This is a genomic window from Collinsella sp. An7, from assembly GCF_002159335.1.
Taxonomy (GTDB): Bacteria; Actinomycetota; Coriobacteriia; order Coriobacteriales; family Coriobacteriaceae; genus Coprousia.
On sequence record NZ_NFHP01000002.1, the window covers coordinates 288,931 to 311,493 of the forward strand.

The following is a 22,563-nucleotide window of genomic DNA, read 5'->3' on the forward strand; positions in this document are numbered from 1 at the left end:
CCTCCAGCAAGATCTACGGCGTTCTCAAGTGCGACAAATCGGCGTGAACGAGGAGGGAGCACGCTTTGCGTGCGGCGACCGACGAGTGAACGCCGAGGTGCCGTGCTTGAGGACGCCGGCCGGGTCAGTCAACCTAGAACTGCGCTAAAAAGCGCATATCTCCCGTCATCAGCGTCCGCAGGTCGGGCAGGTCGTAGCGCAGAGCCGCGACGCGCTCCACACCGATGCCAAAGGCAAAGCCGGTGTAGCGCTCCGGGTCGACGCCGCAGTTGATGAGCACGTTGGGGTCGACCATGCCGCAGCCCAGAATCTCGATCCAGCCCGAGTGCTTGCAGAAGCTGCAGCCCTTGCCGCCGCACACATGGCACGACACGTCGAGCTCGCAGCTGGGCTCGGTGAAGGGGAAGAAGTGCGGGCGGTAGCGCGTCTTGCGCTCCGGGCCAAACATGGCGCGGGCGAAGTAGTCGAGTGTGCCCTTGAGATCGCCGAAGGTGATGCCCTCGTCCACCACAAGGCCCTCGACCTGGTGGAACTGCGGCAGATGGCAGGCGTCGGCCGTGTCGGGCCGGTAGACCGCGCCGGGCACGATGGCGTAGATGGGCGGCTTCTGATGCTCCATGATGTGCACCTGCGTGCCGGAGGTCTGGGTGCGCAGCAGCACGTCGGACTCGCCCGCGGCGTGCTCCTCGGGGTGCGTCACGCTGCCGGGCGCGTTGTCGACCACATAGAAGGTGTCGCGCGCCGAGCGGCTGGGATGATCCATGGGGGCGTTGAGCGCGGTGAAGTTGTACCAGCTCGTCTCGACCTCGGGACCGGCCTCCACGGTGTAGCCGATGGCGCAGAAGACGTCCTCGATCTCGTGGCGGATCTGGTTGATGAGGTGCTCGTGGCCGAGCGTGGGGCGCGCGCCGGGAAGCGTCACGTCCACGGCCTCGGCCCCGATGAGCGCCGCCATGGCCTCGCGGCGCAGGCCCTTGCCGCGGCGCTCGAGCAGGCTCTCGGCCATGCGGCGCAGCTCGTTGGCGCGCTTGCCGAGCACCGGCCGCTCCTCGGGGGCAACCTTGCCCATCATGTGCATGACCGAGGTAATCTCACCCTTCTTGCCGAGCAGCGCCACGCGCGCCGCCTCGAGCGCCGCGGCGTCGCCCGCCCCCTCGATGAGGTTGTGCGCCCGCGCCTCCAATGCGTTAAGCTCGTCAATCAGACCCATGCTCTCCCCTTCTCGTACGTGGGGACGGCACGAAAAAAGCCGCCCCCGGGACAATCCCAAGGACGGCTCTAATAACCGCGGTACCACCTTGCTTGACCTGCGGGATTTCTCCCCGCAGACCCACTCTTGCCCGGTATCGCCCGGGTGGGCGGCTCCCCTACTGAGCCCGGCCGCCGCTCGCGGGCGACGGGACCGACCGTTCAGGTCGCTGCTCGGGAGTGAACGCTGCATCCTTGCCTCCGCAGGTGGGCTCTCAGCCGGTGACCCTCCCTCTCTTGGCGGCGACGCGGCGGGTGCAGCCCTCTCCGTCAACGCGTTGGGCAGTATGGTAGCACAGCGCGCGGCATCCGGGGTGCTCCATCTGAGTCGGACGCGCACCAAAACGCACCCGCAGTGTCAACTCAAGCCGGAAAACTGTGTAAGAACCGCGGTGGGCAAAGTAGTCCAAAACCCGGTAAAGCCCCGACCCGCGCGTTCTTTGCGCAGGCCGAGGCTTCTACTCGGCATATCCCGTTCCTTACACAGTTTTCCGGCCTGAGTTGACCAGACGAGCGGGCACGGGGGCGTCAACCGCGCCCCATGCCCGCTCAGATGCACCCGTTCCAGACGGTACCGGCGCTACTTGGCCGCGCCGGCGCCGACACCCTCGCCCAGGCGCTCGGCCACGGCCGCCACGGCGTCCTCGCCAAAGGCGCCGCAGCTCCCGCACGCGCCCGCCGGGCTCGCGCTCGCGGCGGCACGTCCGCTGTCGCCCTCGTGGTTGGGCCGGAACTTCTGGTCCACCTCGTCCATGGCAAGGGGCTTGACGCTCTCCATCTTAAAGCCCTTGCCGGCGCGCATGTTCTCCTTGGCCACGCTGATCATGAGCTTGATGCGGTTGAGCTGGTTGACCTCAGAGGCACCCGGGTCGTAGTCAACGGCCACGATGTTGCTCTCGGGGTGCAGCCGGCGGAGTTCCTTGATCACAGCCTTGCCCACCACGTGGTTGGGCAGGCACGCAAACGGCTGCGTGCAGATGATGTTGGGCGCGCCATGGTCGATGAGGTCGAGCATCTCGGCCGTGAGCAGCCACCCCTCGCCCATGTTGTTGCAGAGACTGAGGACCGTGTTGGCCTTCTCGGCCATGACCGAGATGGGCTCGGGGCGCTCAAAGCGCGTCGACTTCTCCAGCAGCTCGTCCACGGGCTTGCGCATCCAGTCCACGAGGCCGATCACCGCATCCATGGCCGCACGCGAAGCCGCCGAGCTGCCGAGCTCGTCCTTCTGCACCTTGGCGTTGCTCATGGAGTAGAGGAAGAAGTCCAGGAGCCCGGGTACCACGGCCTCGCAGCCCTCGTGCTCGATCACGTCGACCACGTGGTTGTTGGCCGTGGGGTGGAACTTGACGAGGATCTCGCCCACCACGCCCACGCGCGGCTTGGTGCCCTCACCCACGAGCGGCATGGTGTCGAAGGCGCGGATGGCCTCGCGCGCAAGGCGGGTGAAGGTGCGGCGCGTAAACTTGGGCGCGAGCTTGCGGGCGCGCTCCATATACTCGTCAAAGAGCGCGTTGGCCGCACCCGGCTCGGCCTCGTAGGGGCGCGTGCGGTAGAGCATCTGCATCATCACATCGCCAAAGAGCACGCAGTACACAGCCGCCTTGAGGAGCCCCGGCGACAGCTTGAAGCCAGGGTTGTGCTCGTCGAGCTTAACGGCCGAGAGCGAGATGACGGGAATCTCGGGGTGGCCCGACTCGCGCAGCGCCTTGCGGATGAGCGCGATGTAGTTGGTGGCGCGGCAGCCGCCGCCCGTCTGGCTGATGATCACGGCCGTCTTGGAGAGGTCGTAGCGGCCGCTCTCGATGGCCTCCATGATCTGGCCCGTCACCAGGATCGACGGGTAGCAGATGTCGTTGTTGACGTAGCGCAGGCCCGCCTCGACGGCACCGCGGTCGGTGGAGGGCAAAAGCTCAAAGTTGTAGCCCGCGGCCTTCATGACCTCCTTGACCAGGTCAAAGTGGATGGGCGCCATCTGCGGGCAGAGGATGGTGTAGCCCGCCTCGCGCATCTCCTCGGTAAAGGGCACCTTCTCAAAGGCGGCCGAGTTGGCGCGGCGCTGCGCGGCGAGCGCATACTTGTGCGTGGCAAAGGCCGGGGCGTCCGCGCTCGGCGCCACGGGGGCGGCGTCGCCCTGCTCGTAGGTCCCGCCGGTGCGCGCGGCCTCGGCGGCGCGCTCGGCCTCCTGATCTTTGAGGGCCGCCATGAGCGAGCGGATGCGGATGCGAGCCGCACCCAGGTTAGAGACCTCGTCGATCTTGAGCACAGTGTAGATCTTGCCCGAGCCCTCGAGGATCTCCTGCACCTGGTCGGTCGTGAGCGCGTCCAGGCCGCAGCCAAACGAGTTGAGCTGGATGAGGTCGAGGTCGTTGCGCAGCGTCACCAGCTTGGCCGCGCGGTAGAGGCGGCTGTGGAACATCCACTGGTCCACGACGCGGATGGGCCGGTCGGGCTTGACGAGGTGCGCCACCGAGTCCTCGGTGAGCACCGCAAAGCCAAAGCTCGTGATGAGCTCGGGCAGGGCGTGGTTGATCTCGGGGTCGTTGTGGTAGGGGCGCCCGGCGAGCACGATGCCGTGGCCGCCGTGCTCCTCAATCCAGTGAATGGCCTCCTCGCCCATCTCCTGGATCTTCTCGTGGAAGGCCGCGTCGGCCTCGTAGGCAGCGTTGACCGCGGCGTCGATCTCGGAGCGGGTGATGCGCTCGCCGCGCACCCGGCCGCGCCCGGCCTCGGCGTCGGCCACGCGCTCAACGGCGATGAGCTCGTAGAGGCGCCGCTTGAGCTCAACCTTGTCGTGGTAGGGCACAAAGGGGTACATGAACTCGACGTTCTTGGCCGCGATGTCGTCGATGTTGAGGCCGAGCGCCGTGGGGTAGCTCATCACAATCGGGCAGTTGTAGCAGTTGCCCGCCTGCGGGTCCTCCTTGCGCTCCCAGCGGATGCACGGCATCCAGATAAAGTCGACGTCCTTGTCGATGAGGTTCATGATGTGCCCGTGGCTGAGCTTGGCCGGGTAGCATACCGACTCCGAGGGCATGGACTCGATGCCCGCCTCGTAGGTCTTCTTGCTCGAGTTGTCCGAGAGCACCACGGCAAACCCGAGGTGCGTAAAGAACGCGTGCCAGAACGGGTAGTTCTCGTACATGTTGAGCGCGCGGGGCAGGCCCACGGTGCCGCGCGGGGCGTCCTCGGGCGTGAGCACCGGCCGGTCGAAGAGCAGGCGGTTCTTCTCGGTAAAGAGGTTGGGGACCTCCTGCTTCTTGGCGTGGTTGCCCGCGCCCTTCTCGCAGCGGTTGCCCGTGATAAAGCGCCGCCCGCCGCCAAAGTCGTTGATGGTGAGCAGGCAGTTGTTGGAGCAGCGGCCGCAGCGCGCGTGCTTCTGCGTCACGGTGAGCGCGGCGATCTCGGCGGCCGAGAGGATGGTCGAGGTGCCCTCGGCCCCGGCGCGGTCGCGGGCGAGGAGCGCCGCTCCGTAAGCGCCCATGCAGCCGGCGATGTCCGGGCGGATGGCGTTCACACCGGTCAGGAGCTCAAAGGCGCGCAGCGTCGCGTCGGACATGAAGGTGCCGCCCTGCACGATCACCTTGGTGCCGATCTCTTTGGGATCGCGCAGCTTGATGACCTTGAAGAGCGCGTTTTTGATGACCGAGTACGAGAGGCCGGCCGCGATGTCGCCCACCGTGGCGCCCTCTTTCTGGGCCTGCTTAACGCGGCTGTTCATAAAGACGGTGCAGCGGCTGCCCAGGTCGACGGGGTTCTTGGCGCGAATGGCCTCCTCGGCAAAGGCGCGCACGTCCATGTTCATCGAGACGGCAAAGCTCTCGATAAAGCTGCCGCAGCCCGACGAGCACGCCTCGTTGAGCATGATGTGCTCGATCACGCCGTCGCGCACGCGCAGGCACTTCATGTCCTGGCCACCGATATCGAGGATGAACTCCACACCGGGCAGAAACGCCTTGGCGCCGCGCAGGTGGGCGACGGTCTCGATCTCGCCGGAGTCCGCCTTGAGGGCCTCGATGAGCAGGGCCTCGCCGTAGCCGGTGGTAGTTACGTGGCCGATCGTGGCGCCCGCGGGGATGTGCTCGTAAAAGTCGGCCATGATGATCTTGGCCGTGCCGAGGATGTCACCGTTGTTGTTGCCGTACCAGGTGTGCAGCAGCTGGCCGTCCTCACCCACCATCGCGGCCTTCATGGTCGTGGAGCCGGCGTCGATGCCGATGAACACGCGCTTGCCCGTGTAGGTGGCTGCGTCACCGCGGGGCACGACCTCCTGGTCGTGACGGGTCTTGAACGCGCGGTAGTCCTCCTCACTTGCAAAGAGCGGGTCCAGACGCGCCACCTCGGAGCCCTGCGTATCGCCGAGGGCGTCGATAGCCTGGATGAGCCCCGGGAAGGTCGAGAGTTTGTTGGACTCGTGCGCCATGGCCGCGCCCGACGCCACAAAGAGATGGGCGTTCTCGGGCACGATGCGGTGCTCCTCGTCGAGGTCGAGCGTGAGGTAGAAGCGGTGGCGGAGCTCAGAGAGGTACTGGAGCGGGCCGCCCAGGAAGGCCACGTTGCCGCGGATGGGGCGACCGCACGCAAGGCCCGAGATGGTCTGGGTCACGACCGCCTGGAAGATCGAGGCGGCAACGTCCTCGGGCGCCGCACCCTCGTTGAGCAGCGGCTGCACGTCCGACTTGGCAAAGACCCCGCAGCGGCTCGCGATGGGGTAGATGGTCGTGGCATGGCGGGCGAGGTCGTTGAGGCCCGAGGCGTCGGTGTGCAGGAGCGTGGCCATCTGATCGATGAACGCGCCCGTGCCGCCGGCGCAGGTGCCGTTCATGCGCTGCTCGATGCCCTGATCGAAGTAGATGATCTTGGCGTCCTCGCCGCCGAGCTCGATGGCGACGTCGGTCTGGGGAATGAGCGTCTCGACGGCGCGCTTGCTCGCGATGACCTCCTGCACAAATTCGAGGCCCAGCCACTGGCTGAGCAGAAGGCCGCCCGAGCCGGTAATGGCGCAGGTCATGGGTGTGTTCTTGAGGAGCCCGGCCGCGCCGACAAAGAGGTCACGGGCGCAGGCGCGCACGTCGGTGTGGTGGCGCTGGTACTTGGCGTAGACGATCTGGTTGTCGTCGTTGAGCACAGCGAGCTTGACGGTGGTGGACCCCACGTCGATGCCGAGGTGGAGGGTGCCGTAAGCGTTGTCCGGATTCCAGATCGCACCTTGGGGGACACTGACCTGGTCGGGCGCATCTAGCACCGCACCTTGCCCCTCAACTTCGGGCTTGCGTACCTCAGTACGCGGCGCCCTCGTTTCGGGGCAACCTGGGGCATCAGCTGCACCCGTCTCCGTGGTTGCTTTTTCGGCCTGGTCGGGTAGCACCTCACTCGGCTCCGTGGCCGTTTTATCTGTCTGCGAGGTCTCCTCGGCTGCGCAGGTGCGGCAGGGGGGCTGCTCGTCCATAAGGTCCGTCACCGGAATCTTAACCATCGATATCCTCCTTGATCGGGGTGTCGTCAGATGCCGGGCCCTGCAGGTTGAGGCCCAAGAGCTTCATGCCGTACGCCGGCACGTTGATGTCGATCGGCTTGCCATAGAGGTCGCCGGGGCGCACAAACGCCACAACGGTCATGATGCGCGCCATGGTCTCGGGGCTCTCGGCAAGGCCCGTCTCAAACCACCGCACGATGATGCCCATCTCGGCCGCCACCACGTACGACAGGTAGTAGTCAAAGAAGGTGCCGAGCACCCCGGGAAAGATGCCGGTCTTCATGCGGCTCGCCACGGTCTCGCGCGCGATGGCCATGATGCGCTGGCCAAAGGCCGGGTCGCCGCAGGGGCCGAGCAGCGCGCCGATGAGCGCGCCGTTCTCTTTAAGGTACGCGAGAAGCTCCACCGAGCCGGGCGCCGGCTCGAGGTCGTCGATGTTCTCGTAGAGACCCTCCAGGTCGGTTGCCGCGAGCGCGGCAAGGCGACGGCGGATCTCGGCCAAAATACCGGCCTCCGTCTGCTCCACAAAATCCGAGATGTCCTGGTAGTGGGTGTAAAAGGTGCGACGCGTAAGGCCCGCGTGCTCGGTGAGCGAGGCCACGGTGATGCGCGTGAGATCCTCGCCGGTGTTGATGAGCCCAGCGAGCGCCGCGCGAAGCAGGCGCTGGCTGCGTGCCGAGCGACGGTCGAGCTTGGCCACGGTGAGCGGCGGGGCGGCCGCGCGCATGGTTGCGACGGGTGCCAAGGACCCTCCTTGGTTGCGTTCTTTCACGACATGTGCATTATTGCACACATCGTGAAAGAATATGCATCTGCGCAGAACCCCAACAATGTGACAGTGGGGACAGGTTGCTTTGTCACGTGACAAAGCAGCCTGTCCCCACTGTCACACTCTCAGCGTGGTTTAGCGCGCGGCCTCCTCCGTGGCATACGCCGCGAGGCGCCGGATGACCTCGCGCATCTCCTCCTCGGAGGTGCGCGGGTGGATGGCGCAGATGCGCAACACCTTCTTGCCGCCGAGCTCGGTGGTAAAGACGCCCGCGTAGCCGCTCTCGAGCATCCGCTGCGAGACGCGCAGGTTGAGCGCGTCGAGCTCTTCCTCGCTCAGACCCTCCGGCGCAAACCGGAAGTTCACCATGGCCATCTGCGCCGGCGTGACGATCTGCGCATCGGACGTGTGGCGCAGCTCGTCCTCGGCCCAGCGCGCAAGGTCAAAGCCGTGCTCCACCGCGGCCGCCATACCCTCGGAGCCCATCACCTGCAGCGTAAACCACAGCTTAAGCCCGCGCGCGGGACGGGTGAGCTCGGGGCTCAGGTCCCAGGGGTTGGCAAGCGCTTCGCCCTCGCTCGCACCCTGCTCAAGGTCGGCAAGGTACTCGGGGTGCGTGGAGAAGCTCGCCAGCAGCGTCCGCGCGTCGCGCACGAGCACCATGCCGCACGAGTAGGTCTGGAAGAGCCACTTGTGCGCGTCCCACGAGAGCAAGTCGGCGAGCTCCACGCCGTCGAGCATGTCGCGAAAGCGGGTGAGGAGCACGCTTGCCCCAAAGGCGCCGTCCACGTGCATCCACAGGTTGTGCGCGCGGCAGATGCCCGCGATCGTGCGCAGCGGGTCGACGGAGCCGGTGTTGGTGGTGCCCGCCGTTGCGATTACGAGGAAGGGCGAGAGCCCCGCCGCCTCGTCCGCAGCGATGACGCGCTCGAGCTCGTCGGTGCGCATGCGAAAGCCCCCGTCCACCCCGATCACGCGGATGTGGTCGGCCGGCACACCGATCATGTGCAGGCCCTTGGCGGCCGAGCTGTGCGTCTGCTCCGAGACGTAGGCCACCGCGCTCCCCCAGCGCTCGGGCGCGAGCTTGGCGTCGCGCGCGGCAATCGCCGCCGTAAAGTTGGCCATCGAACCACCCGAAGTAAAGACGCCCGTCGCCGTCTCGGGAAAGCCCGCGCGGTCGCAGAGCCACCGCAGGAGCGTCTGCTCGGCGCGGCACCCCGCCGGGTAGTTGGCCACGCTCCCCGCATGACGGTTGTAACCCGCGGCGATCATGTCACCGAGCCACGAGACCGCAGACGTCGGCCCCGGCACAAAGCCCATGAAGCGCGCGTGATCGGCGTTGTAGCCATAGCCGATGACGTCCCGCTCCATCTCCTGCACCACGTCCTCGAGCCCGCGTCCCTCGGCGGGAATGCCCTGCGCGGCGACGCGCTCGAGCACCTCATCGGAGGGCTCCGAGATCACGGGGCCGTCGGAAAGACGACGGTTACGCTCAAAGAGGTCGCAGACAAATCCGCGAGGTGCTCCGCGAGGAAGAGATTGTCCTCGTGGCACAGCCGGGGCTCATCGCGCGCGCTCGAAAGGAGCAACCGGGCACCGCCGGCTCCACGCCGGCACCCCTCTCGCCCACCGAGCTCGCCACGCTCCCCTTTGTTCTCACGGAGCGGGGCGAGAGCTACCGGCTCGAGCTCGACCGCGCGCTCGCCGCGTACGACATCGCGCTCACCCCCGTGGTGGAGACCGGCAACACCGAGACCCTCGTGCACCTAGCCGAGTGCGGGGTGGGCGTGGCGTTTCTGCCGCGCTTCTCGGTGGAGGGGGCGCTTGCCGCGGGAACGCTCGAGCTGGTGCAAAGCGAGCTCGCACCCGTGCGGATGGCGAGTCAGCTCTTCTACCATCAGAAAAAATGGGTGAGCCCGCTCATGGCGGCGTTTCTTGCCACAGTGCGCGAGGGCTTTGCCACGCACAAAATGGGTCAGTTGGGGACGTGTTCCAACTGACCCATTCTCCCTGAAAAAATGGGTCAGTTGGAACACGTCCCCAACTGACTCATTTCTAGGCGATGGTGGTGTAGTTGCCGGCGGCGCGCTGCTCGCGCAGGGTCCGCATGATGTGGCGCGGCGCCGCATGGAAGGCGCAGTACCCGATGGTCTCGCTCGCCGCCTCCTTGGCCTCATCGGAGCCGTTGGCCATGGCGTAGGAGTGCTTGAAGCGCTTGAGCATGGCAATGTCGTTGCCGCCGTCGCCGTAGACCGCGCACTCGTCCTCAGAGATGCCGTAGTGCGCAGCGAGCCACGCCACGCCGGCGCCCTTGTTGGCGTCGCGGTCCGAGATCTCAAACATCTCGGGGTTAAACGGCGCATTCACGAGCGTGTCGGTGTGCTCGGCCAGATAGGCCTTGAGCTCGCGCGCAAGGCCTTCGTCCGGCACGCGGCAGTTGAGCTTGCAGACGTTGAGCTTGAGGATGTCCTCGGTTTTCTGGTCAAAGACCATGTGGTAGGTGGGCAGGGGGCCGCGCATGCCGCGCATGATGATGCGACGGATCACGTGGTCGCGCTTAAAGCCCTCCTCGTGCTGCGCCTTGCTGCCGCGGATAAAGACGCCGTCGGGCGTGGCGCAATCGAAGGGGATCGTCGGGAAGGTCCGCAGCACGTCCTCAAGCACCTCCGGCTCGATGGGGAAAGTCTTGAGCAGCCTGCCCGTGCGGTCACGCACGATGGTGCCGTTGGAGCCCAGGATGTCGACGGGCATCCCGCCAAAGCCGTGGTCGTTGGTGGTCTGCATGGCGCGGCCCGTGGCGATGGCCAGATGAGCGCCGGCGTCAACCACCTCCTGCACGGCGCGCAGGATGGTCTTGTCGGTGGTGTGCAGAATGTTGAGCAGTGTTCCGTCGAGGTCGCAGGCAAAAAGCTTGATCATAGGTTGGCAGGGTCCCCTTTCGTGCATCGCGCTGGCAGCGGGCACAGATACCCCGTGCGCCGCGGCGCCGCCTCGCGCTGTGCTCGGGCCCGCCAGGGTCAACGGTGCGTTAGCCCAAGGCCACGTCGAGCACCATCATGATCACGAAGCCGAAGATAACCCCGAGCGTCCCCGCGTTGGAGTGCTCGCCCAGGTGCGCCTCGGGGATAAGCTCCTCTACCACCACGTAGATCATGGCGCCTGCCGCAAAGGCCAAAAGCCACGGCATGTACGGAGCGATCCAGCCGCTAGCCAGCACTACGAGGATACCAAAGATGGGTTCGACAATGCCCGAGAGCGAGCCGGCTGCAAAAGCCCTTACACGACCCATACCTTCGCGGCGGAGCGGCAGCGAGATGGCCGCGCCCTCGGGAAAGTTCTGGAGCCCGATGCCCACGGCAAGCGCAACGGCCATGCCAAGGTAGGCCTCCCCCGCCGCGCCCGCCGTCTGCGATGCCATGGCAAAGAGCAGGCCCACGCTCATGCCCTCGGGGATGTTATGGAGGGTCACGGCCGAGACGAGGAGCGTGGTGCGCTTCCAACTGGTGTGGATGCCCTCGGGCTCGTCAGAATCTGCGTGGAGATGCGGCAGGAGCGTGTCGAGGAGCATGAGAAAGCCCACGCCGAGCAAAAAGCCGCCCGCCGCGGGGACCCAGCCCACCTGGCCGAGCTCCTCGGCCCGCTCGATAGCGGGGTTGAGCAGCGACCACACCGACGCCGCGATCATAACGCCCGCCGCAAACCCGAGGAAAATCTGGCTTGCGAGCGTGCTGCTCTTTTTGCCCCGGCCGGTAAAAAGCACTACCGCCGAGCCCGCGGTGGTCATGAGCCACGTAAAGCCGCAACCGAGCGCCGCCCATACGAGCGCTTGGATGGTCTCCTGGTCGAGCATGGCTTGTCCTTTCTGAATGGAGCGGCACGGGCTAGATGGAAGACAATCGCCCCTGCCCGCGCCCTGTTGTTATGGCGGAGCGTGGGTCCGTACCGATCGGGCCACTTTGCGTGCCTCTCTCTGCCCGAAACGACACCGCCGAAGTTGTTCGCAAACATTGAGGTTAATGTCGGTTAACTATAGCAGAGCTGTGCAGCGTTCGGAACCGCCCCAGGTAGAGCGTGGCGGGGCTGGCGGTGGGACGGCACGAACAAGGCGGGACGAGCGGGACGGGGCGCGCTGTGCCACAATGGGATACGTTGCATCTGCGCAACCGCCCGCGACGCGACCTGCCAGTAACGTCGGTCGCGCGCGGTGCCCGGCCAAACCCGCCCGATCTTCCGTCCGCGCGAAAGGAGCCCTGTGGACGCACGCAAACTCACGCGATTTGCCACCTGCGAGCAGCTGCTCGCCTGCCCCGTCTGCGGCGAGTCGCTCCGGCTCGACGGCACCTGCCTTGCCTGCAGCCACGGGCACCGCTTCGACATCGCACGGCAGGGCTACGTCAACCTCCTGCGCGGTGTCCATCGCGAGCAGCACTACGACCGCACCTCGTTTGAACAGCGCCGCACCGTCTTTGCAAGCGGCCTCTACGCACCCATCGCGCAGGCGCTCTGTGAGGAGGTCGAACGCGCGGCGGCGGCAGGCGCCGACACCGTGGGCATCACCAAAGCCACAGGCGCCGCGATTACGCCCACCAGCCCAGCGCCCACCTCAGGCACAGGCAGCGCACTCCGCCCCCTCCGCATTGTGGACGCCGGATGCGGCGAGGGCTACTTTGCGCGCACGGTCCGGCACACCACGGGGGCAACGGTATGCGCCTTTGACATCTCGCGCGACTCCGTGCAGCTCGCCGCCCGCGAGGACGTCGAGGACGGTATCTCCTGGCTCGTGGCCGACCTCGCAGCCATCCCCGTGCAGACCGGCGCTGCCGACGTGGTGCTCGACGTCTTCTCCCCCGCCCACTACGGCGAGTTCCGCCGCATCCTTGCTCCGGGCGGGCGGCTCATCAAGGTCGTGCCCACCGCCAACCACCTCCGGGAGGTCCGCGAGCTCGCCGCCGGCCAGCTCCGCCACCGCGGCTACTCCAACGAGCGCGTCGTGGAGCACCTCGAGGCGTCGTGCACCCTACTCAGCCGCCGCACCGTGTCGAGCACCCTCGAGCTCACGCCCGAAGTGCGCGACGCCCTCGTGGCCATGACGCCGATTCTCTTCTCCGTCGACACCGCGACTATCGACTGGACGCCCCTTACGCACGCCACGGTTGAGGCCGAGGTGCTTGTCGGCACCTGGTAGTCGCAGGGCAATCGGTGGCCCAACCAAGCAGACGGGCCACTGGGCGGCAGCCAGCACAAACGCAGAGAGACCGTTGCGAGATAGCGCCCACAACCAAACGATATCGTGGTCAAAAATCACGCCGAAAAAGTAATTGGCTCCCTGGCCCATGCACTCAAGCAGCCCTCCGAGCGAGCACAGGCGCCCAAAACTGGGCCGTAGGGTAGCTCCAGGGTCTTAAAATGGCCCGCCGGGAACCCGCCTGCAGCCGCTCCCGCTGGCCAACATACTTTTTCGACCCCACTTTTGGCCACAAACGCGTTCAGCCGTGGAGCACTTGCATCAAGCGACGCAACAAGCTGCCAAAACGCAGCGGGCGGCGCGTCCTGCCCCCGTCGCCCCCGTCGTGTACCCGCGCTACGCACACAAAACCGCCCCTTCCCATACAGAACGGAAAGGGGCGGCAACAGCAGGTTCTGATTACGCGGGCCAAAGCGGCACGGTCACCACCCGCAGTACGCGCCAGTCAGCGCGGCGACAAGCCTACGCGTTGGGGCAGAGCGCGAGCGCCTCCTCGTCGGCAACCACCACAACGTTGTTGTGGAGCTGCAGGATCGAGGCCGGGCAGCGCGGGGTCACCGGGCCGTAGCACATGTCGTAGACGGCTTGAGCCTTGGCGCGGCCGTTGGCGGCGATCACGATCATGCGGGCAAACATGATGGTCTGCACGCCCATGGTGTAGGCCTGGCGCGGCACGTCCTCAATGCGATCAAAGAGGCGGCTGTTGGCCTGGATGGTCGACTCGGTCAGGTCGACGCAGTGCGTGCCCTTGGAGAAGTGATCATCGGGCTCGTTAAAGCCGATGTGCCCGTTGTTGCCAATGCCCAAGAGCTGCAGGTCGGGGTAGCCCGCCGCGGCCACGATGCGGTCGTAATCGGCGCAGGCGGCCTCGGCGTCGGGGTTGGAGCCGTCCGGCACGTGGGTGTTGGCCTGGTCGATGTTGATGTGATCGAAGAAGTTGGTCTTCATGAAGTAGTGGTAGCTCTGCGGGTCGTCGTGCGAGAGGCCACGGTACTCATCGAGGTTATAGGTCGAGACCTGCGAAAAGTCGCAATCGCCCTTCTTGTTCCACTCCGCGAGCTGCTTGTAGGCGCCAATGGGCGTCGAGCCCGTGGCAAGGCCCAGCACGCTCTCGGGCTTAAGGATAACCTGAGCGGAGATGATGTTTGCCACCTTGCGGCTCATGTCATCGTAGTCACGTGCACGAACGATCTTCATAGCGACCCCTTTCAAGAGCCAACCAAACCGTAAACGGCACCGGTAGAACCGGCGCCATCCATACCCCGCTCAGCGCTCGCGCGCTGTGATAAGTTTGTCGAGCTCCAAGACCGTGTCGCCAACACGGCCCTTGATGCTCGAGAACTCCGCCGCATTGCAGATGAGGATCGGCACGGTGATGTCGTAGCCTTCCTCCCTGATGGCCTCGCGGTCGAACTCGATGAGAAGATCGCCCTGCTTGACCGTATCACCAACCTGCGCATGGACGGTAAAGTGCCGTCCGCCGAGCTTGTAGGTGTCGAGCCCCACGTGAATGAGCACGTCGAGCCCGTCGTCGGTATGGAGGGCCACCGCATGACCGGTGGGAAAGATTGCCGTGACCTTGCCGTCGGCCGGAGCCACCACGCGGCAGCCACTCGGCTCGATGGCCACGCCCTCTCCGAGCGAGCCCGAGGAGAACGTGGGGTCGGACACCTCCGAGAGCGGTATCACGGTACCGGCGAGCGGCGCGCGCAGAACGCTCCCCTTGCCATGTGGCACCAACGAATGAAACAACCGGCTGAACATGATCCCCCTAGATCATCTCAAGCGCTCTCGCACGGGGCGCGGTACCCCGTTTCCGACGCCTCCATGGTACCCCAAAACAGGAGGCATCGTCACGAGCATAAAACAACCCTTTGACCTGCGGCGATAAAGCTGGTATCGATTTTATGACCCACTATGTGCGCCACGTGGGCGGGTAGGTTGGCTACCCATATGCGTTGCCACGGCATAAAAAACGGGGCCGCCCGAAGGCAGCCCCGCTGCGTGCGCATAGGTCCAAGCAAAGATTAGCGCTTGGAGAACTGGGGAGCGCGGCGGGCCTTCTTGAGGCCGTACTTCTTGCGCTCCACGACGCGCGCATCGCGCGTGAGGAAGCCGGCGCGCTTGAGGTCGGCGCGGTAATCGCCAGCGTCGAGAAGGGCGCGGGCGATACCGAGGCGCAGAGCCCCAGCCTGACCGGAGATGCCGCCGCCATCGCACAGTGCGATAACGTCGAAGGCACCCTGGGTGTCGGTCACCTTAAAGGGAGCAAGCGCATCGTCGAGGAGGTTCTTGCGGCCGAAGTACTCGGCGGCGTCGCGCTTGTTGATGGTCACCTTGCCGGTGCCGGGAACAAGACGGACACGGGCCACGGCGTTCTTGCGACGCCCGGTGCCCTGGTAGACAACGGTGTTCTCAGCCATGTTTTACGCCTCCAGCTCGATCTTGACGGGGTTCTGGGCAGCATGGGGATGCTCCGTGCCAGCGTAGACCTTGAGCTTGGTCAGCTGCTTGCGGCCGAGCGTGGTCTTGGGGAGCATGCCGCGCACGGCGCGCTCGATGACCTTCTCGGGGTGCTTCTCCATGGCTGCACGGAAGGACTCCGCCTTGAGGCCGCCGTTCCAGCCGCTGTGGCGATAGTAGGTCTTGTGAGCGGCCTTGTTGCCGGTAAGCTGGACCTTATCGGCATTGATGACCACCACGAAGTCGCCGCAGTCGGAGTTGGGGGTGAACTGGGGCTTGTTCTTGCCGCGCAGAATCATGGCGATCTGGGTGGCAAGGCGGCCCAGCACAGCGCCCTCGGCATCGATGAGGACCCAGTTGCGGGCGACCTCACCCTGCTTGGCGTAGCGAGTCGATTTGGAAATCACTTGACTCCTCCAGGTACAGTACGTGTCTTGACAGAGATTCACGGGGCTCTGAAAAGTAACCCGATGAGTGTACCACCCTCGGCGCAGGCGTCAACCACAAAAGACGGCTCATTCGCAGAGTCTTCGCAAGGATTGCGCGAGACGGAGGGGCGGTCGCTGCCGCACGGCTGCAGCAAAAAGCGGCCGCAGATAATCTCGGCCCCCGATGTGAGTGCATCTTTAGCGGCGAGTCGAGTAGACGTCTCATAACAGGCCGTTTTGACCATCAAAAGACCAGTTGGGCACTTTAGTATAGTGCAGTGTACTCGGGCATCTCCAAAAGATGCACTCACATCGGGGATCGAGTTTCCAGCGGGGGCAGCGCTACGCCGCAACGGCGCGAATCTGCGCAAGCAACCGCATGGCCTCCTGGCGGCCCTGGATGTAGAGACTGAGGAGTTTCTCGGGGTCGCGCTCCACGTGGCCCACCTCAACCGGCTCGGGCGGTGCCACCACAAGTGCGCGCCCCTCCTGCTCGTAGGCCCAGATGTGCTCGCGCTGCGCGTTGTAGCGCTCGGGGCGCGTCTCGAGCGCGTCGAGGAAGTACGGGTAGTCGCCGTAGCGGGCGCGCGCCGGCCGCATGAGCTCGTAAGGGCCCTTCTGGTACGCGCGATGCTGGGTGAGGACCACAACCGCACGGTCAAAGCCGTCGTGCTCGAGCGCGCGCTCCACCGGCACCGAGTCGGCGATACCGCCGTCGAGGTAGAGGCGACCGCCAAGCTCGACCGGCGGGGTCACGAGCGGCATGGAGGTCGAGGCGCGCACGGCGTCGATGTCGAGGATCGGATCTTTGACCTCGAGGTATTCCGCGGTGCCAAAAACGATGTCGGTGACGGTGGCAAAAAGGGGCATGGGATTGGCGAGGAAGGTCGCCGTATCAAAGGGGTCGATGCGGTCCTGCACGTCGTAGAGGATGAAGTCGTAGCCCACGAGACTCCCCGACGAGGCGATCGCGCGCGAGCCCATATAGCGGCTGTCGTTGCAAAAGGCGAGGTTAACGCGGTTGGCGCGACCGATCTGGTGCGACTTATAGCTGAGACCGCACAGGGTGCCGGCCGAGACCCCGTAGCAGGCATCAAAGGTGACGCCCTGCTCCATAAGAACGTCGAGCACGCCCGCCGTAAACTGGCAACGGAAGCTCCCACCCTCGAGGACGAGCGCCACCTTGCCGCGCCCGGCCGCAGGCGCGTCCTGCGCCGACCGTACGTTTTCCTGCTCAGCCATGGTATGTCCTCTCGATTGGGCTTTGGCTCCCCTGCCGCCGCGTTGGTCCTTTCCTGCCCTTCTACCACAAACCGGCACTCCTGAGACAGACGGGTTGTCGCCCAGCTGTGCGGTGCGCCGCGACACCGGGTGGCGCCTGGACGGCCACACCCCTCGTATGCCGTGTGGTAGCCGTGGGTATACAATACAAGCTGCATCTTCCAACTGTGGTACGATGCAAGGCCCGCTGGCCGCAACGGCACGCGGGATGTTCTTTGACAAGGTCGATGGCCGGGCATACGCCGGGCCGCCGGCTGTCTTTGCGAGGCAGGCGCTTCCCCTGAGTGCGAGCGCCAAGCACCTCGTCAAGGGGGCGACTGGTTTCGACGCGATAGCTCTGAGAGAGGAAGCAGGCCGTGGTCTCCTCGCCACGTTAAACAGGGGTACCGTCAAAATGAATTGACAAGAACACTTCTTACGAGCCCCAGCTGGCTCTTGCCGCTTAATTACTAGCAGGCACGCCAATCCCGGATGTTCCCCGCTCCGGGTGCGGTGTCATCTTAGGGGAATGCTCCCACGCACGTAATCGGTATGGCGCGGGCTAAGACCGAACCGGTTGGGACGCCGCGAGCGTGTCGCTGCGCGCAACGCGTCCGAGATCAAACCAGCGACTGAGCCTGGAGATGCCGATCAGGGGGCTTTCGTGGACCGGAGTTCGATTCTCCGCGCCTCCACCATCCATGATGAGCAGGTAGATGTACGTATCTACCTGCTTTTTTGTTACCGGTTTGGCATAGCAGCGGAGAATCGAACCCCGTGCGGGGCGCGGAGCTGCGAAAACCGCGCAAGCGGTTTGCCAGCGCAGCGCGCGAGGCGGCGCGAGCCGCAACAACGCCAACTTCTCGATGCGACTGGTCAAAATCTGGAGAAATCAACGATTTGCCCTTGCGCGTTCGTGATGCATAAGACGTGACCTGCAGTTTTTCTGCTGCGAACACGCCACCGCACTATTGCAGCCCTCCGCATGCGTCCAAGAATCGCTGATTTCTCCGGATTTTGACCGCAGCGGCAGATGATTACCGTCGGTCCCGCGCCGACCTTCAAGGAACATCCGATATTTTGCATATTTCACTGTATATATGCATGATGATAATAGGGTCCTCGTCAGCCGCTTGGTGGGCGGCCTTTCCGGGCGCACGCCCATTACAAACCGATCCCCCGCCGCGGTCCCCACGCTCCGCAAAACCCGCCGCACACAACCTTGCGCCCCTAACACATCACGGCCCCACGGCGTTTCCGCCGCGGGGCCGTGCCTCGATAAGCGAGGGGTAGGTATGCATGGCAGGTCAGACCTACCCCTCACCGGGAAGGAGGCTTCTCAAGCGCGCTCGCCGGCCTCCCGGCTGCCCAAAACAAGCAGGCACCGGCGCGCGCAGCCGCCGAACCTACACCTCCGGCGTTACCACCGGATCGGCGTTTATCAGGTCGCTCCCGCGGCCATAGCTCGGGCGCGCCGCATCGTACTGCATGTCAATCGCGAGCTGACGCACCGCGTCGGCGCCCACGTTGTCGTAGCGATGGCACGCGCAGAGATGGTCGGGCAGCACCTCACGCTGATCGGGCGCGCTCACGTCGCAGGCGCCCACCTTGGCAAAGCACCGGCTCGCAAACCGGCACCCGACGGGCGGGTCGATGGGGCTCGGCACATCGCCCTCCAAGATGATGCGCTTGCGCTGGAGCTTGGGGTCGGGGCTCGGAATGGCCGAGAGCAGCGCCTGCGTATAGGGGCAGAGCGGCTCATGGTAGAGGCTGTTTTTGGGTGCAACTTCCATGAGGCGCCCCAAGTACATCACGCCCACGCGGTCCGAGATGTGCTTGACCACGTTAAGCCCGTGCGCAATGAAAAGGTACGTCAGGCCAAACTGATCCTTGAGGTCGTCGAGGAGGTTCAAGACCTGCGCCTGGATGGACACGTCGAGCGCCGAGACCGGCTCGTCGCAAACGATGAGCTTGGGGTTTACCGCAAGCGCTCGGGCGATGCCCACGCGCTGACGCTGTCCGCCCGAGAACTCGTGCGGGTAGCGGTTCTTCATGTAGGCGGCCAGTCCCACGCGCTCCAGCAGCTCCTCCACACGGCCATCCACCTGGTCGCGCGGCAGGATGTTGTTGGTGATGATGGGCTCGGCCACGATCTGCCCGATCGTCATGCGCGGATTGAGGCTCGCATACGGATCCTGGAAGATGAGCTGGATATCACGGCAGTGCTCGCGACGCTCCTTGCGGTTCATCGCGGTGATATCCTGCCCCTCAAAGAGGATCCGCCCACTCGTGGGCTTGAGCAACCCCACGATCATCTTGCCGATCGTGGTCTTGCCGCAGCCCGACTCGCCCACGAGACCAAAGGCCTCGCCGCGACGAATGGTGAAGCTCACGTCGTCGACAGCCTGAACAAAGGACGTCGGCTTGCCAAAGAAGTTGGACTCGGCCACAAAGCTCTTGGTGAGGTGCTGCACCTCGATGAGGTTATCGGTCTTATCGATCGCCATCTGCGGGCACCTCCTCTAGCTCCTGCGGGCGACGCACCGACGCCGCAGCCGCGGCCGCGGCGGCCGCCTCGATACGCTCGCGCTCCTCGGCCTCGAGCTTTGCCTTGACCTGATGCGCAGCCTCCGTTGCCACAACGGCACGCTCCACCTCGGCAGCGTCGTCGTAGAGGAAGCACCGCACGCGGCGCGTCGTCCCGGGAACGGTGGTGAGCTCGGGCACCTCGGTGCGGCAGCGCTCAAAGCAGCGGTCGCACCGGTCGGAGAACGGGCATCCCGGCGGCATCTCGAGCGGATTGGGCACCGAGCCCCGAATCATGTAGAGGCGCTCGGACTCCTCGTCCTCGAGCCGCGGGATGGACTTCAGAAGGCCCAGCGTGTAGGGATGGAGCGGATGCTCGAAGAGCTCGAACTTCTCGCCCTCCTCAACCACCTGGCCGCAGTACATAACCACCACACGGTCGGCAACCTCGGACACCACGCCCAGGTCGTGCGTAATGAGCAGCACCGCCATGTTAAACTCGCTGCGCAGCTTGTAGATGAGGTCCAAGATCTGCGCCTGGATGGTCACGTCGAGAGCCGTTGTGGGCTCGTCGGCGATGAGGAGCTTGGGGTCGCACGAGAGCGCCATGGCAATCATGACGCGCTGGCGCATACCGCCCGACATCTGGTGCGGATAGTCTCGCGCGCGCTCCTCGGGACTCGGGATTCCCACCACGCGGAGCATCTCCACGGCGCGAGCCCACGCGTCCTTCTTGCTCATGTCGGAGTGAGTGCGGATGGCCTCCACAATCTGGTCGCCCACGCGGTAAACCGGGTTCAGGCTCGTCATGGGCTCCTGGAAGATCATCGAGATCTGCCCGCCGCGCACCCGCTCCATCTCGGCCTCCGAGGCAGCGAGCAGGTCCTCACCGTCAAAGGTAATCGAGCCGGATGCCACGTGGCCCGGGTCCTGCAGAAGGCGCATGATGGAAAGGGACGTTACGCTCTTACCCGAGCCCGACTCGCCCACCACGGCAAGGATCTCGCCGCTCTCGACATCAAAGGTCACGCCGTTGACGGCACGAACGACACCCTTGCGCGTGGGGAACTCGGTCACCAGGTCGCGTACTTCAAGCAATGCCATAGCTCATCACCGCTTCCGCGCTTTGGGGTCGAAGGCATCGCGGATGCCGTCGCCGAGCAGGTTGAACGCGAGCACGGTCACGGTGATGGCGAGGCCCGGGAAGATCATGGCAAACGGCGCGGCAAAGATGTAGTTGCGGCCGCGACCGAGCATGTCGCCCCACTCCGCCGCCGGCGGCTGCACACCGAGGCCGAGGAAGCCGAGCGCCGCCGCATCGAGGATGGCGCTCGAGATGCCGAGCGTCGCGCGAACGATGATCGAGGGCGTAACGTTGGGCAGCACGTGCCGGAAGATGATGACGGCGTCGGAATCGCCGATGACGCGCGCGGCAGCAACGTAGTCGCTCTGCCTCACGGCGAGCACCTGGCTACGCACGATACGGGCGTACTCGGGGATCGACACAAAGCCGATGGCGATGATCGCCTTGTCGATGCCGCGGCCGAGCGCCGCCATAAAGGCGATGGCCAGAAGAATCGACGGGATGGCGAGCATCATGTCCATGATGCGCATGATAACGGTGTCGATCCTGCCACCCTTGTAGCCGGCGATGGCGCCGATCGTCACGCCGATAACGAGCGAGATGGCTACCGAGAGCAGGCCCACGGTAATCGAGATCTGGCTGCCGATGAGCACGCGGCAGAAGATGTCGCGGCCCTGCTGGTCGGTCCCAAACCAGTGCTCAGCGCTCGGCGGCTGGAACGACGCAGAAAGATCCTGCTGGTAGGGATCGTAGGGCAGAACGCCCGGAGCCACAAAGGTCACGATCGCCACGATCACGAGCGCAAGAATCACAAAGAGGCTCACCATGGCGGGGATGTTCTGACGGAGCGAGTACCAGACATCCTTCCAGAGAGACTCCGACTTTTCCGCGTTCGAGGTGGGAGCGTTCTTAGGGCCACCTGGGGTGGTCGGGTCGGTCTGGGGCGTGCGGGCGTTATCCGCATCTGCCGAAAGGGTTGCTGCTGCCATGAGTATCACCCCTCTTCCTTGGTATAGGTGATGCGCGGATCGAGGTAGGCGTAGATCACGTCGACCACGAGATTGATCACGATAAAGATCACGCCGATGAGGAGCACCGCTCCCTGCACGACGGGAAAGTCCGACTTTAAGATGGAGTCGACCACGTACTTGCCGATACCCGGCCAAGCAAAGACCGTCTCGGTGAGCATGGCGCCGCCGAGGAGGCTTCCCAGCTGCAGGCCGATCACCGTGGTGATGGGGAGCATGGCGTTGCGCAGCGCATGGTGAATGTCCACGCGGCGCTTCTTGAGTCCCTTGGCGCGGGCGGTGCGGACGTAGTCCTCGCTAAGCGTCTCGAGCATGCTTGAACGCGTCATACGGGTGATAACCGCCATGGAGTACATGGAGAGCGCGAGCGCCGGCAAGATGATGTGCGACGCCGCATCGCTAAAGGCCTCGAAATCGCCCATGAGCAGGGTGTCGAGGAGATAGAAGCCCGTGCCGCCCACCGGCTGGAGGAGCGGGTCGATGCGGCCCGAGCTCGGCAGCACGTGGAGCACGCCGGCAAAGAAGATAATGAGCAGCACGCCCAACCAGAAGATCGGCATCGAGACGCCCACGAGCGCGAGGATCGTGGCGAGCCCGTCGATGGGCGAGTTCTTGTGGGTGGCCGAGATCACACCGAGCACCACGCCGATCACCGCGGCAATGATGATGGCCACGAGCGCGAGCTCAACCGTGGCCGGGAAGCGCGAGAGCAGCTCCTGGGTCACGGGGGTGTGCGTGTAGTAGCTCTCTCCGAGGTTACCCGTGAGGGCACCCGCAAGGAAGTTGAAGTATTGAACGATGAGCGGGTCGTTCAGCCCGTTTGCCTCGCGCCATTGATTCATGGCCTCGGCCGTAGCGTGTTGGCCGAGCACGACGGGCGCCGGGTCGGCCGAGAAGACGCGCATGATGAGAAACACGATGACCGAGACGCCGAGGAGCACCGGGATCGCCAGCAAGATGCGCTTCACGATGTATTTAAGCACGCTACCTACCTCCTCCCCTATCGGTTAGGCGCGCCTGCCACGCGCCGCAAACGCAA

At 65.1% G+C, this 22,563-nt stretch carries 17 protein-coding genes and 1 other RNA gene; 3 read left to right on the top strand and 15 right to left on the bottom strand.

Features of this window, described 5'->3' with window-relative positions:
* Positions 1-133 precede the first annotated feature (133 nt).
* From pheS to B5G20_RS03460, 4 genes are all read right to left on the bottom strand, one after another.
* On the bottom strand, positions 134-1,210 hold the full coding sequence (pheS, locus tag B5G20_RS03445) for a phenylalanine--tRNA ligase subunit alpha (RefSeq protein ID WP_087355072.1): 1,077 nt from the start codon (positions 1,208-1,210) through the stop codon (positions 134-136).
* A 618-nt stretch (positions 1,211-1,828) separates the two neighbouring features.
* Positions 1,829-6,721, bottom strand: a complete 4,893-nt coding sequence (locus B5G20_RS03450; RefSeq protein WP_239286850.1) for a 2-hydroxyacyl-CoA dehydratase — start codon at positions 6,719-6,721, stop codon at positions 1,829-1,831.
* A complete protein-coding gene (locus B5G20_RS03455) occupies positions 6,714-7,466 on the bottom strand; it encodes a TetR-like C-terminal domain-containing protein (RefSeq protein ID WP_239286851.1) in 753 nt (250 codons plus the stop codon). Before B5G20_RS03455 ends, B5G20_RS03450 begins: the two co-directional genes overlap by 8 nt.
* A gap of 159 nt (positions 7,467-7,625) precedes the next feature.
* Positions 7,626-8,954 carry an aminotransferase class V-fold PLP-dependent enzyme gene (locus B5G20_RS03460; protein WP_239286852.1) on the bottom strand — a complete coding sequence of 443 codons (1,329 nt, stop codon included), beginning with the start codon at positions 8,952-8,954 and terminating at the stop codon, positions 7,626-7,628.
* 56 nt (positions 8,955-9,010) lie between these two features.
* Between B5G20_RS03460 and B5G20_RS03465 the strand changes: the two genes are divergently transcribed.
* Positions 9,011-9,490 carry a LysR family transcriptional regulator substrate-binding protein gene (locus B5G20_RS03465; RefSeq protein ID WP_158094381.1) on the top strand — a complete coding sequence of 160 codons (480 nt, stop codon included), beginning with the start codon at positions 9,011-9,013 and terminating at the stop codon, positions 9,488-9,490.
* A 55-nt stretch (positions 9,491-9,545) separates the two neighbouring features.
* On the opposite strand, the gene B5G20_RS03470 is transcribed toward B5G20_RS03465, so the two are convergent.
* Together B5G20_RS03470 and B5G20_RS03475 are read right to left on the bottom strand one after the other, a co-directional pair.
* The gene (locus tag B5G20_RS03470; protein WP_087355078.1) at positions 9,546-10,409 is read right to left on the bottom strand and encodes an HAD-IIB family hydrolase; all 864 of its coding nucleotides are present in this window, start codon (positions 10,407-10,409) and stop codon (positions 9,546-9,548) included.
* Between the two features lie 109 nt (positions 10,410-10,518).
* Positions 10,519-11,340 (bottom strand): ZIP family metal transporter, encoded by an 822-nt coding sequence (locus B5G20_RS03475; RefSeq protein ID WP_087355080.1) that lies wholly within the window; start codon positions 11,338-11,340, stop codon positions 10,519-10,521.
* 402 nt (positions 11,341-11,742) lie between these two features.
* Between B5G20_RS03475 and B5G20_RS03480 the strand changes: the two genes are divergently transcribed.
* Positions 11,743-12,675 (top strand): putative RNA methyltransferase, encoded by a 933-nt coding sequence (locus tag B5G20_RS03480; RefSeq protein ID WP_158094382.1) that lies wholly within the window; start codon positions 11,743-11,745, stop codon positions 12,673-12,675.
* A gap of 522 nt (positions 12,676-13,197) precedes the next feature.
* Here the strand turns inward: B5G20_RS03480 and nagB are convergent.
* From nagB to B5G20_RS03505, 5 genes are all read right to left on the bottom strand, one after another.
* Positions 13,198-13,932, bottom strand: coding sequence for a glucosamine-6-phosphate deaminase (gene nagB / locus B5G20_RS03485; protein ID WP_087355084.1), 735 nt, complete (start codon positions 13,930-13,932; stop codon positions 13,198-13,200).
* A gap of 69 nt (positions 13,933-14,001) precedes the next feature.
* Positions 14,002-14,499 (bottom strand): PTS glucose transporter subunit IIA, encoded by a 498-nt coding sequence (locus B5G20_RS03490; protein ID WP_087355086.1) that lies wholly within the window; start codon positions 14,497-14,499, stop codon positions 14,002-14,004.
* Positions 14,500-14,762: 263 nt separating this feature from the next.
* On the bottom strand, positions 14,763-15,158 hold the full coding sequence (gene rpsI, locus B5G20_RS03495) for a 30S ribosomal protein S9 (RefSeq protein WP_087355088.1): 396 nt from the start codon (positions 15,156-15,158) through the stop codon (positions 14,763-14,765).
* A gap of 3 nt (positions 15,159-15,161) precedes the next feature.
* The gene (gene rplM / locus B5G20_RS03500) at positions 15,162-15,605 is read right to left on the bottom strand and encodes a 50S ribosomal protein L13 (RefSeq protein ID WP_087355090.1); all 444 of its coding nucleotides are present in this window, start codon (positions 15,603-15,605) and stop codon (positions 15,162-15,164) included.
* Positions 15,606-15,968: 363 nt separating this feature from the next.
* Positions 15,969-16,868, bottom strand: a complete 900-nt coding sequence (locus B5G20_RS03505) for a patatin family protein (protein WP_087355092.1) — start codon at positions 16,866-16,868, stop codon at positions 15,969-15,971.
* A gap of 348 nt (positions 16,869-17,216) precedes the next feature.
* On the opposite strand from B5G20_RS03505, the gene ssrA reads away from it, so the two are divergent.
* Positions 17,217-17,584, top strand: a transfer-messenger RNA (tmRNA) gene (gene ssrA / locus B5G20_RS03510).
* A gap of 708 nt (positions 17,585-18,292) precedes the next feature.
* On the opposite strand, the gene B5G20_RS03515 is transcribed toward ssrA, so the two are convergent.
* From B5G20_RS03515 to B5G20_RS03530, 4 genes are read right to left on the bottom strand one after another with little or no spacing between them, the layout of a single operon-like run.
* Entirely contained in the window at positions 18,293-19,393 is a 1,101-nt protein-coding gene (locus tag B5G20_RS03515; protein ID WP_087355094.1) for an ABC transporter ATP-binding protein, read from the bottom strand.
* Positions 19,380-20,516 (bottom strand): ABC transporter ATP-binding protein, encoded by a 1,137-nt coding sequence (locus tag B5G20_RS03520; protein ID WP_087355096.1) that lies wholly within the window; start codon positions 20,514-20,516, stop codon positions 19,380-19,382. Before B5G20_RS03520 ends, B5G20_RS03515 begins: the two co-directional genes overlap by 14 nt.
* A gap of 6 nt (positions 20,517-20,522) precedes the next feature.
* The gene (nikC, locus tag B5G20_RS03525) at positions 20,523-21,485 is read right to left on the bottom strand and encodes a nickel transporter permease (protein ID WP_239286853.1); all 963 of its coding nucleotides are present in this window, start codon (positions 21,483-21,485) and stop codon (positions 20,523-20,525) included.
* Between the two features lie 5 nt (positions 21,486-21,490).
* Complete coding sequence (locus B5G20_RS03530; RefSeq protein WP_087355098.1) at positions 21,491-22,507, bottom strand: ABC transporter permease; 1,017 nt, start codon at positions 22,505-22,507, stop codon at positions 21,491-21,493.
* Positions 22,508-22,563 lie beyond the last annotated feature (56 nt).